Source organism: Blastomonas fulva (assembly GCF_003431825.1).
GTDB classification, from domain to species: Bacteria; Pseudomonadota; Alphaproteobacteria; order Sphingomonadales; family Sphingomonadaceae; genus Blastomonas; species Blastomonas fulva.
The window spans coordinates 602142-615216 of the sequence record NZ_CP020083.1 but is presented as its reverse complement, the minus strand read 5'-3'; the positions used below and the strand labels follow the sequence as shown (position 1 = coordinate 615216).

Here is a 13075-nt window from a genome sequence, read left to right as displayed (position 1 = left end):
CTTGACCTTGGCCTGCGGACCATTACCAGAGCGAGCCATGAAATTCTTTTCCGACAATGCCGCTGCGGTCCACCCGCAGGTGATGGACGCGATCATCGCTGCCAACCAGCTCGATTCGCCTTATGATGGCGACGCGCTCAGCCAGGCGCTCGACGACCGGTTCAGCCAGGTCTTCGGCACCCGCGTGCGCGCGCTCTGGGTTGCCACCGGCACCGCGGCCAACGCACTCGCGCTGTCGGCGCTGTGCCCGCCGCACAAGGGCGTGATCTGCCACAAGATGGCGCATATCGAGCAGGACGAATGCGGCGCGCCCGGCTTCTTCATGCACGGTGCCAAGCTGATTCTGGCCGATGGCGAGGGAGCGAAGCTCGCGCCCGACGACATTGCGCGGGTGCTGGGCAACATCCGCGACGACGTCCATCAGGTCCAGCCCGCCTGCGTCTCGATCACCAACGCCAGCGAATATGGCCTCGTCTACACGCCCAAGCAGGTCTCCGCGATCGGCGATCTGTGCAAGGCCAAGGGCCTCAAGCTGCACATGGACGGCGCGCGTTTTGCCAATGCGGTGGCCAGCACCGGCGCGCACCCTGCGGACATCACCTGGCGCGCAGGCGTCGACATGCTGAGCTTCGGCTGCGTCAAGAACGGCGGCATGAACGCCGAAGCGATCATCGTGTTCGAGCCGACACTGGCGCGCGAGCTGCCTTATTTGCGCAAGCGCGCAGGGCAGTTGCAGTCCAAGGGGCGGTTCCTCGCCGCGCAGTTGCTGGCGATGCTCGAGGACGATCTGTGGCTCGCCAACGCGGCTGCCGCCAATGCCGGCGCGCAGGCGATCGCTCAGGCCGCCGGCGACCGGCTGCTCTATCCCGTCGAGGCCAACGAGGTGTTCGTCCGGCTCACCGCTGGCGAGGCCGCGTCGCTGCGCACGCAGGGGTTTGAATTCTACGATTGGGGCGAGATGACCGAGGAGGGCGGCGAGGCCCGCTTCGTCACCGCCTGGGATCAGGACGCCGCTACCGTCGCGCCGCTCGCCGCCGCCATCGCTGCCCTGTAATGGCGAGCCCTGCCGCCGCCGCGCCCGAGATACGCGAAGAACCCTCGATGCTGTCGGCGAGGGTGCTGGTGCCGTTCCTGCTGGTGTCGCTGATCTGGGGATCGACCTGGCTGGTGATCAAGGACCAGATTTCCAGCGTTCCGCCGACCTGGTCGGTCAGCTACCGCTTCGGGGTGGCGGCGATCGGCATGTTCGCGCTCGCCTGGTGGCGCGGCGCGCCGCTCAAGCTCGACCGGCAGGGGCAGCTGATCGCGCTCGCGCTGGGGCTGTTCCAGTTCTCGGCCAATTTCAACTTCGTCTACCGGTCGGAAATGTATATCACCTCAGGGCTGCTCGCGGTGCTGTTTGCGATGCTGATGGTGCCCAACGCGATTTTGTCGCGGGTGTTCCTGGGGCAGCGGATCGCGGGCGGATTCGTGCTCGGCACCGGGGTGGCGCTGGCGGGGATCGCGCTGCTGTTCGTGCAGGAATATCGCGCGATGCCCGCGGACCTTGGCGATGTCATGAAGGGGCTGGGCCTGGCGCTGTGCGCGATCCTGTCGGCCTCGATCGCCAATGTCATGCAATCGGCCGAGCGGGTGCGGCGCATGCCGATCCTCTCGCTGCTCGCCTGGGCGATGCTCTGGGGCGCGCTGGGCAATGCGGTGCTGGGCTGGGCGCTGTACGGCCCGCCTGTGATCGAGACCCGCACTGCGTATCTGGGCGGGATCGTCTATCTGGGGCTGCTGGGCTCGGTGGTGACCTTCCCGATGTATTTCGCGCTGATCCGCGACATCGGCCCGGCCCGCGCTGCGTATAGCAGCGTGCTCGTCCCGGTGGTGGCGATGATCCTCTCCACCCTGTTTGAAGGCTATGTCTGGAGCGCGCTGGCCGCTGGCGGCGCGGTGCTGGGCATGATCGGCCTGGTCATCGCGATGCGCGCGCGCAGCCCCAGGACGCCACGGCTGACCGGGTAGATCCGCGCGCGACATTGCCGTTGCCGAAAAGACCAGCGGCGCGGATGAGCGGGCCCACCCGTCGGCCCGCAGCTGTTTCGGCGGATCCTTGGTTGTCAGATCGATCGCCCGGCCTATCTTCTTGATGGACTGCGTTACAGGAGAACCCGACGATGAAAGACCACCAGACTGCCATGGCCTGCCCGCTCGACGGCACCACGCTGGTCATGAGCGAACGTTCGGGTATCGAGATCGACTATTGCCCGACCTGCCGCGGTGTATGGCTTGATCGTGGCGAGCTCGACAAGATCATCGAACGCAGTGCTCAGATTGCCCCTGTTGCCCCGCAACCAGCCCGCGCCGACCCTTATGCCCAACGCCAGCATCCCGGCAGCCACCATGGCAGCTCGCCTTATCCTGATCGTAAGCGCAAGAAATCGTTCTTCGAGGAATTGTTCGACTGAGGCGAACAGACGTAAAGTTGCCCGTCGCGCGGTTATCCCGATCGACGTGACCATCTGTTCCAGAGGATCGGAAAGATGGTGGGCGCGGCAGGGATTGAACCTGCGACCCCACCCGTGTGAAGGGTGTGCTCTACCACTGAGCTACGCGCCCGCCTGCGGCTCTGCCGGTTGCGGCGGCCAGTGCGGAGCGCCCCATTGCCAGAAGCGATGTCGATTGGCAAGGGGGCGAAGAGATCACGAAATCGCGCGCAGTGCGGTCACATTGGTAGCATCGGATGACGCTGCCTGATGGACGGCAAGCCCCTCGAACAATGTGTCGATGACAATCCGCAAATTGTCCGGGGTTGCGATGCGGATCATGTCCATCATCACCGTCGGGTTGCAGAACGGCTGGACCATCAGGTTGGTCAGCGACACGACATGGTCGAGATCGTAGCCCGGGAAATAGCCTTCGGCCATCGCTTCGCCCAGGATCATTGCCATATAATGGTCGGCCAGGTCGACATAGCCGCGGATGACCTCCCAGTGCTCTTCGCCCAGATCCATGTTCGCCTTGAACAGCGCCGGGTCTGCTTCAAACCGCGCGCGCTTGACCGCGACGCGGCGGGCAAAGAACTGGAACAGCTTTTCGCGCGGCGGCAGGTCCGATGCCACGACCTCTTCCATGATCTGGTTGAGCTCCTCGAACCAGCGCCCGGCGATCGCTTCGAAGAACGCCTCCTTCGAGGGGAAATAGCGATAGAAGCTGGATTGCGACATCCCGCAGGCCGCGGCGACCTCGCTCAGCGACAGGTTGATCGCGCCGCGCGCGCGAACCATTTCCTCGGCCGCATCCATGAGCTGGGCGCGGATGGCATCATGGTCATTGAGGGGGCGAGACATGGAATCAGCCTGACTGACTTATGGGGATAAGGCGGTTATACGATAAAATTCCAAGATTATCAAATGTTGCTTTATGCCGCGAAAGGGTCAGGCAAGCGCCGCGCGTTGCCATTGCGGCAGGTCGAGCGCGGCAAGATCCTCGGTCCGGCGGTGCTCGACCGACAGTCCCAGGTCCTCGTGCGCGATCTTCTGGCGCTTGGGGTCGGCCGCTGCGATCGGCAGCACGACGATCCGGCGGTTGACCTTCTGACGCCAGTTCATCCGCGCGGTGTTTTCCTGGCCGACATAGCAACCCTTGTCGAAGCTCACCCCGTTGAGTTCCACCGCATTGGTCTCCAACCACAGGATATCACCCAGCTCGCCGGCGCCTTCGGCAACGCCGAGCGCCAGCCGGTGCGCGCGCCAGCGTTCGTCCGCGCCTGTGTCACCCGACTCCGGGGCCAGCCAGCGCCAGCCCAGCGCGGCAAGCCTGGGGTCGGGGCTGGCGCCCTCGACCGGCTCGGGCGACCAGTGGACGCACAAGGTTTCTTCCCGGGCGATAGAAATCCTGCGACGCAGGCGATAGAGAGTGAGCCGTTTTGCAAGGTCACCTGCCGCATCGCGCGCACAATCGATCAGCACATCTGCCCCGTCATCCCACAGCAGAAAGTCGAACAGAGTCTTGCCCTGGGCGCTCAAAAGCGCGCCATATTGCGGGTTTCCGGGCAACACCCGCCGCATGTCCTGCGTCACCAGCCCCTGCAGAAAGCCGCGCACGTCTTCGGCCGGGTCGGTGGGGGAGAGGCGGACGAGCGCGCGCTGGGTCAATGTGCTATGGCTGGACATAGACAACTACATGCGTATCAACCGCAACTAATCAAGCGGAGACGGACATGACGGGAAGCTTCGACCTTATCATCAAGAACGGCACGGTGTACCTGCCCGGTGGCCCGGTGGCGGCGGATATCGGCGTCATCGGTGGCAAGATCGCAGCGATCGGGGCGTTCGCTGCCGATGCGGGCGAGGTCATCGACTGCACCGGCCTGCACGTTCTGCCCGGGGTGATCGACAGCCAGGTCCATTTCCGCGAGCCAGGGCTGGAGCACAAGGAAGACCTCGAATCGGGCAGCCGCGCCGCCGTCATGGGCGGGGTCACGGCGGTGTTCGAGATGCCCAACACCAAGCCCAACACCGATACCGCCGAACGGGTCGCCGACAAGCTGGCGCGCGCGCACCACCGGATGTGGTGCGACCATGCGTTCTATGTCGGTGCAACCAGCGCCAACGCACCGATGCTCGCCGAGCTGGAGCGGATCCCCGGCACGGCGGGGGTCAAGATTTTCATGGGTGCCTCGACCGGCGATCTGCTGGTGGCGGACGATGGCGCGCTTGCGCGCGTGCTCGCGAGCGGCAAGCGCCGCGTCGCGATCCATGCCGAGGACGAGTTCCGGATGAACGAGCGCGCCGGTTACCGCGTCACCGGCGACCCTTCGTCGCACCCGGTTTGGCGCGACGACGAAAGCGCGATGCTGGCGACAAAGCGCATCCTGAAGCTGGCGCGCGCGGCGAAGCGGCGGATCCATATCCTGCACATCACCACCCCGGCGGAGCTCGAACTGATCGCGCAGCACAAGGACATCGCCACCTGCGAGCTGACCCCGCAGCATCTGACGCTTGCGGGGGAAGAGGCCTATCCGCGGCTTGGCACCTATGCGCAGATGAACCCGCCGATCCGCAGCGGCGCGCACCGCGACGGGCTGTGGAACTGGCTGGCGCAGGGCGTTCCCGATGTCATCGGATCGGACCACGCTCCGCACACCATCGAGGAAAAGGCCAAGACCTATCCCGACACGCCCAGCGGCATGCCCGGGGTGCAGACGCTGCTGCCGCTGCTGCTCGATCACATGCACCATGGGCGGCTGTCGATGCAGCGGCTGATCGATCTGACGTCTGCGGGCGCGCAGCGGATCTTCGGGCTGGTCGGCAAGGGACGGATCGCGGCGGGTTATGATGCCGATTTCACCATCGTCGATCTCAAGAAAAAGTGGACGGTGACCGAGGACTGGCTGCAATCGCGCTGCGGCTGGAGCCCGTTCACCGGCATGGAGCTCACCGGCAAGCCGATCGGAACGGTCATCCGTGGCAACCGGGTGATGTGGGAAGACACGCTGGCCGACAGCGCAATCGGCGAGCCGGTGCGGTTCGAGGCGACCGAGTTCTGATATCGCCGCCGGTCACCCTCACCCTTCCGGCGCTTCGCGCCTCCCTCCCTCTCCCACCGGGAGAGGGAAGGGTGAGGGTGACCAGCAGGCCTACTCCACCCCGGTGCTCAGCCCGAGCTCTGGAATCCCCACCGATCGCCGCCCGCCGAAATCGGCGCGCACGACGATGACGCCCTGCTTTTCCATGTAATCGATCAGCCGCCGGATGCGCCCCGGCGAGCTGGTGCCATAGGCGCGGCCCAGGGCGGCATCGTCGGGGCAGGGCTGGCCTTCCATCGCGGCGCGGGCGATCAGCAGGAAGGGGGCGTACATGTCCTGCGGAAGCCGCGCGGCGGCATCGATCGCGGGTGCCCAGGCGGGGTCGGCAGGATCGAATACTCCGCCACGTGCCAGCGCCAGCCGCTGGCGGAAGCCTTCCAGATCGAGCGGCGCGCGCACCAGCCGCTGCATCCGGCAGCGCACCGAGAAATCCTGATAGAGCAGCGCATCGGGCTGGGTGGAGGCGCTGGCCTCGGCGAGCATATCGCGCAGGACCGCCACGATCACCGCCTCGCTGTCGATCGCGTCGGCGGCGTCCTCGGCCTCCTGGCGCGCGGTGAAGATCGCAGGCTGGGTCGTCGGCTCGGGTTCGGCGATCGCGCGGATCAGTTCGTCGGCTGCGATCGGGCGCGGGCGGGCCGGGCGGGCGGGGGGCAGGGCGTCGGCCTCCATCTCGGCGAACAGCATCGTGCGCATGTCCTGCGGCTCGGCCTCGGGCATCGGCAGCAGCGTGTGGGTGCCGGTGCGCGACACGGTCTGAGTCGCGCCGATGCGGATCGCCACCGGGCGGCGCGAGATCGCAGGACCCAGCCCCAGAAAGCAGCCGCGCTGCAGGTCGCGGATGCGCTCGGCCTGGCGGCGCTCCATGCCGAGCAGATCGGCGGCGCGCGCCATGTCGATGTCGAGAAAGGTGCGCCCCATCAGGAAGTTGCTGGCTTCGGCGGCCACGTTCTTGGCAAGCTTGGCGAGACGCTGGGTGGCGATGGCGCCGGCGAGGCCACGCTTGCGGCCGCGGCACATCAGGTTGGTCATCGCGCTGAGGCTGGCGCGGCGCACCGGATCGGGGACATCGCCCGCGACCGAAGGCGCGAACATCTGCGCCTCGTCGACCACCACCAGCGCCGGGTACCAGTGCTCGCGGGGGGCATCGAACAATGCGTTGAGGAAGGCGGCGGCGCAGGTCATCTGCGCTTCGAGCTCGAGCTGTTCGAGGTTGAGGATCACCGAGGCGCGGTGTTCGCGGATGCGCGCGCCGATCCGCGCAATCTCGCGCTCGTTATAGTCGCCCGCATCGATCACGACATGGCTGTAGGCGTCGGCCAGGGTGACGAAATCGCCCTCGGGATCGATGATCACCTGCTGGACCAGCCCTGCGCTTTCCTCGAGCAGCCGGCGCAGCAGATGCGATTTGCCCGAGCCCGAATTGCCCTGCACCAGCAGCCGTGTCGCCAGCAGCTCTTCCATGTCGATGCAGACAGGCTGTCCTGTCTCATCCCGGCCAATGTCGATCGATGCGCCCACGCCTGTGGCCCTATCGCCATGCCCGGCGAGTTGCAACTGCACCGGCAAGCTGGCTGGGGATAGCCGGGCCGCCTTGCGGCTTTGGCGCGCTGCCCGGAACGACAAAGCCCCGCCGGTGAGGGCGGGGCTTTGCGTGAAATCCCAAGGGAACGGGCAGATTAGCCGTTCAGCTTGTCCTTCACCGCCTTTGCGGGGGTGAAGCCGAGCTTCTTGGATGCCTTGATGGTGATGGTCGCGCCGGTGCCGGGGTTGCGGCCTTCACGTTCCGGGGTCGACTTCACCTTGAACTTGCCAAAGCCGTTGATCGAGATTTCTTCGCCGGCAGCAGCTGCATCGGCGATGGCGGCGAACACGCCGTCAACCAGCTTGCGCGCGTCAGCCTTGGTGACGTTGTGGTCGGTGGCAATCTTCTCTGCAAGGTCAGCATTATTCATGGGTAACGTCCTTCTGATTGGATTCGGTGGCGGGGGTTTAGCGACAGATTTGCGGCTCGTCACGGGTATTGCGGGCAATTTCCTCCAAAATGACGACGATTGGTCGTAACTGAGAACTAATATCAATTACAGTGATCGATTTTCTCGATCAAGCTGTGCGATAAAATCACATGGAATAATGCCAAACCTGCCCGTAATCCTTGGGCTTCAGGCCAAAAACCAAGCTGAGGATGAACCATGGAACTCAAGGGATCGAAGACCGAACAGAGCCTCAAGGATGCGTTCGCCGGTGAAAGCCAGGCCAACCGCCGTTACCTGTATTTCGCCCAGAAGGCCGATATCGAAGGCCATAACGACGTCGCAGCGGTGTTCCGCTCGACCGCTGAAGGCGAAACCGGCCATGCGCATGGCCATCTCGAATTTCTCGAAGAGTGCGGCGATCCTGCCACGGGCGAGCCGATCGGCAGCACCGTCGACAATCTGAAGTCGGCGATCGCGGGTGAAACCCACGAATATACCGATATGTATCCGGGCATGGCCAAGACCGCCCGCGACGAAGGTTTCGACGAGATCGCAGACTGGTTCGAAACGCTCGCCAAGGCGGAAAAGAGCCATGCCGGCAAGTTCCAGAAGACGCTCGACGCGCTGCTGGCCGAAGCCTGAGTTTCAGTTGAACGACAACTCGGCCTGTCCGCTGCGTTCCGGCGCGGTGGGCAGGCCATTTTTCTGACTTCGTACATCCTCCCCGCACCGGGGAGGTGGCAGCGCGCAGCGCTGACGGAGGGGGATGCGATGTCCCGCGGCGATCGTTCGTTCGTGCGATCCCGCTGCCCCTCCACCGCTTCGCGGTCCCCCTCCCCGTATCGGGGAGGATTTTGTGGGTGATAGCATATGGCAACCGGGTACAAGGAAGGCAGTCTGGACGCGCCGACGCGGCATGCCTTGCCGTGGCGCGAGGAGAGCTGGTACGACGAGGCCGCGCTCGATGCCGAGATGCGCCGGGTATTCGACATCTGCCATGGCTGCCGCCGGTGCTTCAACCTGTGCGACAGCTTCCCCAAATTGTTCGACATGATCGACGAGAGCCCCAATGAAGAGGTCGAGGATCTCGACGCGGGGCAGATCGGCCAGGTCGTCGATGCCTGCACATTGTGCGACATGTGCTTCATGGTCAAATGCCCCTATGTGCCGCCGCACGAGTTCGACCTGGATTTCCCGCACCTGATGCTGCGCTATCGCGCGGTCGAGCATCGCAAGGGGCAAACCTCGAAAGCCGACAGCCTGCTCGCGCAGACCGACCGCAACGGCAAACTGGGCAGCGTCTTTTCCGATGTCGCCAACTGGGCCACCGATGGCGGCAACGCCACGACACGCGGCATCATGCAATCGATGCTGGGGATCGATGCTCGCGCGCATCTGCCCGCATTTGCCGACATTCCGTTCACCAACCGCGCACCCGCTTTGGTGCGCGCGCCCAATCCCGATGCCCCCGGCTTCGGCCGCCGCGTCGCGCTCTATGCGAGCTGCTACGACCAGTTCAACGACCAGACCCCGGGTGAGGCCGCGGTCAAGGTGCTGGCGCATAATGGGGTGGAGGTGCGTATCGAGCATCCCGAATGCTGCGGCATGCCAAAGCTCGAGAACGGCGATATCCCCGCTGTCGCCAGCGCCGCCGCACGCGTCGCCGCGCATTTCGCGCCGCTGATCGACCAGGGCTATGACGTCGTCGCGATCACCGCGAGCTGCGCGCTGATGATGAAGTTCGAATGGCCGCTGATCGAGCCGGACAATGCCGACATCGCCAAGCTGTCGGCGGCCACCCACGACATCAGCGAATATATCGTCAAGCTCTCCAAGACCGCGGGGCTGACCCCGGTCGAGGCGATGGACGCCAGCATCGGCGTGCACTTCGCCTGCCATTCGCGCGCGCAGAACATGGGCCCCAAGGCGATGGAGATGCTCAAGCTCATCCCTGAAGCCAAGCCCGTGATGACCGAACGCTGCTCGGGCCATGGCGGCAAATGGGGCATCTACTCCCAGAATTTCGACACCGCGGTGAAGCTGGCGCGGCCCACGGTGCGCGCGCTGGAAAAGACCTCGCCCGACTATATGGTAAGCGAATGCCCGCTCGCCGGGGAGCATCTCAAGCAGACGATGGAGATGGGCGGCTCCAAGAAGGTGCCAGAGCGGATCGGCCATCCCGTCGAGCTGATGGCCAAGGCCTACGGACTTTAAACCACATGGAAACAATCATGCCCAAGGATCGCCGTTCCATCACCCGTGACGACATCATGGATCTTGCCGACTATGAGCTGATCCGCAAGGACAAGCGCCAGGAGAGCATCCTTGCCAAGAAGTACTCGCGGCTGGCCATCGGCCCGCACGCGATGATTACCTTCGAGAGCTGGGACAGCATGTGGCTGCAGATCCAGGAGATGCTGCGGATCGAAAAAGGCGGCGATGAGCAGCTCGCCGACGAACTGGCTGCGTACAACCCGATGGTCCCCAATGGCAGCGAGCTGACCGCGACCTTGATGTTCGAGATCGAGAATCCCGAGCGGCGCGATGCGTTCCTGCGGACGATCGGCGGGGTGGAGAGCCACATTTTCCTGACCATCGGCAATGTGCGGATCGCCGCGCGCCCCGAACAGGATGTCGAGCGGACCAGCGCGTCGGGCAAGGCGAGCGCGGTGCACTTCCTGCACTTCGCGATGGACGACGCTGCGCTTGCCGCATGGCACGATGCAGGCAATGTCGCGATGGTTCAGATCACCCATCCCGCCTACGGCCATGCCGCGCTGATCGGCGCGGAAACCCGCAATTACCTCACCCGCGCCTGCCTCTAGAATAAACGGCGGCGGCGACGGCGTTCAGCGAGGGATGGGATAGGCGCGGCCAGGCTTTGCGTTGAACTGGCGCCCACCTCCGGCCTCCGCGCTGTCGGGAACGGCGGTGTTGACGGCGGGGTCGGCAAGGCCGGTTTCGACCGGCACGGCCTCGATCATCGGCGCGCCGAAGTCGACATCGCCGGTATCTTCCGGGAAGACCGCCGCAGGACGCGGGGCCGAGGCCACCGCTGCCGGGGGCGGCGGTGCGGCCACGGGTGCGGCCACGGGTGCGGGTTGTGCAGGTGCAGCTGGCACAGGGCCGGTGCCGGTCGTCACCGATGAGGCAAATATCGCGGCAGCCAGCATGATGCCGCCCGATCCCAGCATGACCTCTTTGAGCATAAACCTGACCAAATCCCGATGATGTCGCAAACGGACCTCGGCATAGCAGGGTCCGGTTAACAGTCCGTAGCGATTGGCGGAGAGACTTCATGAAAATGCCGCCGGAGGCAGGGCCACCGGCGGCATGTCTTTCCTCCCCAGGAAAGCTCGGGCCCGGGCAAGGGCGGGCAAAGGGGCGGGCATCGCGGGGCCGGTCTGGGCAAGCAAGGGTGGCGGGGTTGCCCCGCTCACCCCCATCCTCTCCTGCTATGTCTTGGCCACCGCGTGTCTCGCCCAAACCCCTAGCTGTGCCCGCGCAAGGTGACACTACAAATTGACAGAAAAATCGCGAATATTGCGACCATATCCGGGTTTCGGCTTGTCATTTTGTCACGATTATTACACGCTTTTCGGATGGTCGATGCCTCCCTTCACGCGGGCCCCGCGCTCCGCCGTCTGCGCCGCAATGCCGGTCTCACCCAGGCCGCGATGGCCGAGCGGCTGGACATCTCGCCCAGCTACCTCAACCTGCTCGAACGCAACCTGCGCCCGGTCAGCGCGCGGCTTATGCTGGCGCTGGCCGAGCGGTTCGATGTCGATCCGCGCGATCTCACCGGCGACGAGCCGGGCGGCGGTCTGGGGCCGATGCGGCGGCGGCTCGCCGACCCTGCCTTTGCCGATCTGGGGATCGAGCCTGGCGAGATCGAGGACTGGCTGGTGTCCTCGCCGGGCACCGCAGCCGCGTTCGCGCGGTTGTTCGACCGGGTGCAGGGCGGGGCTGGCGCAGGTCCCGTGGCGGGCGCGGTCGATGATCCGGTGGCGCGGGTGCGAAGCGAAATCGAACGCTGGCGCAACCATTTCGCCGATCTCGATCACGCCGCCGAGGAACTGGCCGATGCCCTGCGGCTGCAGAGCGGCGATCTGTATTCCGCGATCGCCGAGCGGCTGCGCACCAAGCACCAGCTGGCGATCCGCATCCTGCCCGAAAACGTGATGCCCGGGCGGCTGCGGCGGCTCGACCTGCATGCCCGGCAGCTGCAGTTGTCCGAAATGCTCGACATGGCCTCGCGCACTTTCCAGGCGGCCTATCTGCTCGGTCAGCTCGAATACCGCGCCGATGTCAATGCGCTGGTCGCAGGCGCGCAGTTCGGCGATCGCACCGCCGAGCGCCTCTACCAGCGGCATATCTTCAGCTATTTTGCCGCAGCGCTGATGATGCCCTATGGCCGGTTCCTGCGCGCGTGCGAGCAATCGGGCTATGACATGCTGCTGCTTCAGCGGCGCTTCGGCGCGGGGTTCGAGCATGTCGCGCACCGGCTGACCACGCTGCAGCGCGTCGGCCAGCGGGGCCTCGGCTTCTTCATGGTCCGGGTCGATCGCGCCGGCCAAGTCTCGAAGCGCTTTGGCGGCGCCAACCGCGCCCCGCTCGCCGATACGGAGGTGACCTGCCCCCTGTGGCACCTGCACCAGGCCTTTTCGCGCCCCAGCCAGGTGCAGGTGCAACTGGTCGAGCTGGAAGATGCCAGCCGCTGGCTGACGCTGGCGCGCAGCGTGCAGGGCGCGGGCTATGGCGCGGGCGGCACCACGGCGGAATTCGCGATCGGGCTGGGCGTCGCGATCGATCAGGCAGCGACGTTGTGCTATGCGCGCGGGCTGGACCTGAGCGCGGCCGGCGCGACGCGGATCGGACCGGGCTGCGCGATGTGCAAGCGCGGCGATTGCCCGCAGCGCTCCAAGCCGCCGCTCGGGATCCGGCTCAAATTCGACGATCGCGAACGCGGGGTCACGCCCTTCGACTTCGTCACCGACTGACCGTCAGGCTCCGGCGGACGGAACCTACTGCTGTCCGGCACGTAAGCGCCCCACACATCACGTGTTTGGGGATATGCTATGACACCGACCGATCGCACCGAAACCATCGTGACCGAACAGCCCGCACCGGGCACAGCGGCCCCCGCGCCGGCACAGACCCACACCACCGTCATCGAAAGCCGCTCGGGTGGCGGATCGGGCATCATGATGGCGCTGGTGCTGCTGGTGCTGGTGGTAGGCGGGTTCTTCGCGTTCCAGTTCATGAAGCAGGGGGAAGTTCGCACCGATGCGGTGGCTGGCGCCGCCGGAGAGGTCGGCAACGCCGCGCAGAAGGTCGGCGATGCCGCGCAGGAAGCCGCACAGAAGATCGGGGAGTAAGCCGAATACAGCCGTTGCGGGGCACGGGCGCAGGCCCGTTCTCCTGCACGCCAGGCAGCAGGTCCGGCACAAAAGGCGTAAAGACCTTTGACACTTTGATCGAAAATCAGCGGCGATGGCCCAGTTGCGGCTGTAAAATTAACCGA

Annotated in this window: 14 protein-coding genes and 1 tRNA gene; 9 read left to right on the top strand and 6 right to left on the bottom strand. The window is 65.4% G+C overall.

The genetic code is table 11. From position 1 onward, the window contains the following. The first annotated feature begins 37 nt into the window (after window positions 1-37). From B5J99_RS02955 to B5J99_RS02945, 3 genes are all read left to right on the top strand, one after another. Window positions 38-1054: a threonine aldolase family protein gene (locus tag B5J99_RS02955; protein WP_117351420.1), complete on the top strand. Its 1017-nt coding sequence runs from the start codon at window positions 38-40 to the stop codon at window positions 1052-1054. Beyond that, on the top strand, window positions 1054-2010 hold the full coding sequence (locus tag B5J99_RS02950) for a DMT family transporter (protein WP_117351419.1): 957 nt from the start codon (window positions 1054-1056) through the stop codon (window positions 2008-2010). The genes B5J99_RS02955 and B5J99_RS02950 overlap by 1 nt, the downstream gene beginning before the upstream one ends. Window positions 2011-2162: 152 nt before the next feature. Then, complete coding sequence (locus B5J99_RS02945) at window positions 2163-2453, top strand: TFIIB-type zinc ribbon-containing protein (protein ID WP_211337868.1); 291 nt, start codon at window positions 2163-2165, stop codon at window positions 2451-2453. A 76-nt stretch (window positions 2454-2529) separates the two neighbouring features. Here the strand turns inward: B5J99_RS02945 and B5J99_RS02940 are convergent. From B5J99_RS02940 to ygfZ, 3 genes are all read right to left on the bottom strand, one after another. Beyond that, window positions 2530-2604 (bottom strand) — tRNA-Val (locus B5J99_RS02940). 83 nt (window positions 2605-2687) lie between these two features. After that, entirely contained in the window at window positions 2688-3335 is a 648-nt protein-coding gene (locus B5J99_RS02935; protein WP_117351418.1) for a TetR/AcrR family transcriptional regulator, read from the bottom strand. Window positions 3336-3422: 87 nt separating this feature from the next. Next, window positions 3423-4160, bottom strand: coding sequence for a CAF17-like 4Fe-4S cluster assembly/insertion protein YgfZ (ygfZ, locus tag B5J99_RS02930; protein WP_069050770.1), 738 nt, complete (start codon window positions 4158-4160; stop codon window positions 3423-3425). A 47-nt stretch (window positions 4161-4207) separates the two neighbouring features. On the opposite strand from ygfZ, the gene B5J99_RS02925 reads away from it, so the two are divergent. Next, window positions 4208-5536 carry a dihydroorotase gene (locus B5J99_RS02925; RefSeq protein ID WP_069050769.1) on the top strand — a complete coding sequence of 443 codons (1329 nt, stop codon included), beginning with the start codon at window positions 4208-4210 and terminating at the stop codon, window positions 5534-5536. Window positions 5537-5626: 90 nt separating this feature from the next. Here B5J99_RS02925 and B5J99_RS02920 read toward each other — a convergent pair whose 3' ends face one another. After that, window positions 5627-7096, bottom strand: coding sequence for a helicase HerA domain-containing protein (locus B5J99_RS02920; protein WP_117351417.1), 1470 nt, complete (start codon window positions 7094-7096; stop codon window positions 5627-5629). Window positions 7097-7254: 158 nt separating this feature from the next. Then, window positions 7255-7530 carry an HU family DNA-binding protein gene (locus B5J99_RS02915; protein ID WP_054133948.1) on the bottom strand — a complete coding sequence of 92 codons (276 nt, stop codon included), beginning with the start codon at window positions 7528-7530 and terminating at the stop codon, window positions 7255-7257. A 237-nt stretch (window positions 7531-7767) separates the two neighbouring features. On the opposite strand from B5J99_RS02915, the gene B5J99_RS02910 reads away from it, so the two are divergent. The 3 genes from B5J99_RS02910 to B5J99_RS02900 all read left to right on the top strand — a co-directional run bounded on the left by B5J99_RS02910 (window position 7768) and on the right by B5J99_RS02900 (window position 10376). After that, window positions 7768-8193: a rubrerythrin family protein gene (locus tag B5J99_RS02910; RefSeq protein ID WP_054133949.1), complete on the top strand. Its 426-nt coding sequence runs from the start codon at window positions 7768-7770 to the stop codon at window positions 8191-8193. Between the two features lie 228 nt (window positions 8194-8421). Beyond that, window positions 8422-9765, top strand: a complete 1344-nt coding sequence (locus B5J99_RS02905) for a heterodisulfide reductase-related iron-sulfur binding cluster (RefSeq protein ID WP_117351416.1) — start codon at window positions 8422-8424, stop codon at window positions 9763-9765. Between the two features lie 17 nt (window positions 9766-9782). Beyond that, window positions 9783-10376: a DUF3501 family protein gene (locus B5J99_RS02900; protein WP_117353330.1), complete on the top strand. Its 594-nt coding sequence runs from the start codon at window positions 9783-9785 to the stop codon at window positions 10374-10376. Between the two features lie 24 nt (window positions 10377-10400). Here B5J99_RS02900 and B5J99_RS02895 read toward each other — a convergent pair whose 3' ends face one another. Then, window positions 10401-10760 (bottom strand): hypothetical protein, encoded by a 360-nt coding sequence (locus tag B5J99_RS02895; protein ID WP_054133951.1) that lies wholly within the window; start codon window positions 10758-10760, stop codon window positions 10401-10403. Between the two features lie 393 nt (window positions 10761-11153). On the opposite strand from B5J99_RS02895, the gene B5J99_RS02890 reads away from it, so the two are divergent. Continuing rightward, a complete protein-coding gene (locus B5J99_RS02890) occupies window positions 11154-12551 on the top strand; it encodes a helix-turn-helix domain-containing protein (RefSeq protein WP_069050765.1) in 1398 nt (465 codons plus the stop codon). Window positions 12552-12629: 78 nt separating this feature from the next. Next, entirely contained in the window at window positions 12630-12929 is a 300-nt protein-coding gene (locus B5J99_RS02885; protein WP_245991724.1) for a hypothetical protein, read from the top strand. Window positions 12930-13075: the final 146 nt, after the last annotated feature.